This window comes from Actinomadura soli (assembly GCF_005889715.1).
Taxonomy (GTDB): domain Bacteria; phylum Actinomycetota; class Actinomycetes; order Streptosporangiales; family Streptosporangiaceae; genus Spirillospora; species Spirillospora soli.
Map to the genome: position 1 here is coordinate 1 of NZ_VCKW01000519.1, position 2,095 is coordinate 2,095.

2 protein-coding genes are annotated in these 2,095 nt (G+C 78.0%); both read right to left on the reverse strand.

Annotation, left to right across the window (positions count from 1 at the left end):
* Nucleotides 1-191 (reverse strand): hypothetical protein (locus tag ETD83_RS41440; RefSeq protein ID WP_205718184.1); only part of this gene is annotated, 191 nt, incomplete at its 3' end.
* Nucleotides 192-297: 106 nt separating this feature from the next.
* A partial coding sequence (locus ETD83_RS41445) for a helix-hairpin-helix domain-containing protein (protein WP_329603080.1) occupies nucleotides 298-2,095 on the reverse strand: 1,798 nt, incomplete at its 5' end.

Consider the following 2,095-nt stretch of genomic DNA (forward strand, 5'->3'; position numbering starts at 1 on the left):
GCCGGGAGGAGCGCCTCACGCAGGTTGCCGAGGTTGCACGTCCAGTTCTCGATGGTGCTCGCGGGGTCGGTGCCCTTCTTGCAGGTGTCCGTCGTGGCGGCGTCCGCGGCGGGCGCCGGCAGGAGCAGGACGAGCGCTCCCGCCGTGATCGCCGCCGACGCCGAGCCGAGCCGCCTGAGCCGATGGGGCATGTCGCTCCTCCACCCGATGCCGGTCCCTCACCCTTGTTGACATCGTGTCCCATACGGGTGGGTCCTAAAACCGCGGCACGGGGGTTTCTTTACCCCGGCACGACCTTCACTGGATCACCAGTCTCGCGAGCCTGGTGCGGCGCGCGGGCGTCCCGCCGTCGCGGACGGCCCTCGCCAGCGCGGGCCCGGCCGCCTGCACGACCGACAGGTGCCGGCCCGCCAGCCCGAACGCGGCGGCCACCAGCGGGCGGGACAGGCCCTCGGGGGGCATGACCGCGACCACGGCGGGACGGCGCGTCCCGCGGGCCTGCGCGACCGTCAGGGCCCAGCCGTGCCGCAGCCGGGACGCGTCCGCCGGGGCGACGACGGCGGGGCCGCCGGGGAACTCGACGTCCAGGCCGTGCGCGCCGCCGCCGGCGACCACGCCCGTCTCGCCGAGCGCGGCGTGCGGCAGCGGCGCGGCGACGACCACCCGGTCGCCGGGGTCCATTCCGCCGAACTTGCCGGGGCCGGGGTTCAGGCGCGCCTTGAGCGCCGCGTTCAGCGCGGTGGTGCCCGCGTCGCCGCCCGCGGCGGGCGCGACGACCTGGACGTCCTCGACCGGGATCCCGAGCGCGCGCGGGATCGAGTCGGTGACGAGCTGGACGGCGCGGTGCACCGCCTCGCCGGGGCCCTCGGCGGGCACGATGACGACCTCGCGTCCAGGCGCGTCCACGGCGACGAGGTCACCGCCGCGGACCGCCTCGGTCAGCTCCCCGAGAGGGCCGGACGGCGGCGCGGCGTCCAGCATGACGACGGGCACCGTCTCGGACGCCTCCAGGTCGTCCAGCGGACGGCCCGGCCCGGCGGGCGGCGGTGCATCCGGCTCAGCGCACAGCATTAGGTGGGCGCCGTCCGGGCACGCCTCGACCAGGACCGCGCACAGCTCGACGTCGAGCATGGAGGCGTCCGTCACGAGGATCAGGTCGAGGTCGAGGGGGTGCTGCTCGCCGCGCCCGTAGACGACGGAGCCCGGCACGGCGGACGGATCGTCGCGCGGCTCGAGCAGCCGGTGCAGGCTCGTCACCGTGACCCCGGCGGCGTCGCCGAGGCCGGCGGCGGAGCGGTCGGTGGGCGCGGCGACGGCGGTGCGGACGCCCTCGCCCGCCGCGGCGGACGCGATGCCGAGGACGGCGCCCACGAGGTCGCCGGGCGTCCCGCGCAGGACGCTCACGCCGGTGCGCAGCGCGGCGGTGAGCGCGAGGGAGCGGTCCTCGGGCAGGCCGTCGCGCAGGCCCTTGACGGCCGCGTCGTCCAGCAGCGACACGGCCGTGAGCGTCAGCCGCTGGAACCCCTCGGCCGCGGCCTCCTCGGCGAGCGCCCACCGCGCCGGGCCGAGCGTCTCCTCCGGCTCGGGCGGCTCGGCGTCCTCGTCGAACGACTCCTCGTCGAACCCGGGCTCCTCGGTGAGCGCGAGGACCTCCGCCTCGTCCAGCGCGGCCTCCACCGCCGCGCGCGGATCGGGGACCTGGACGCGCTCCAGCGCGGACACGACGTCGGCGGCGGGCGTGACCGTGTGGCCGCCGCGCGCCGCCTCGGTGAGCAGGTGCAGGACGAGGGCCCGGCCGCGCCGCGGGTCACCGGGCCCCGTGTCCGGGCCGAGCAGCGCGCGGGCGAAGTGGTCGGCCTGCCGCGGCTGGACGCCGGGGACGCGAAGCAGCCGCCACGGGTCGTCGCGCAGCCGTCCGGCGGCGCCCGGCCCGAGGCGCGCGGCCGCGCGGGCGGCGACCGGGGCGGGGACGCCGGTCTCGGCGAACAGCTCGGACAGAGCCCGCAGCCCCTCCTGCGCGGTCGGCTCCGGCCGGTGCGGCGGGTCCTGTGCGGCCGCCCCGGGTGGGGCGGGCGGCTGTCTCTTATACACATCT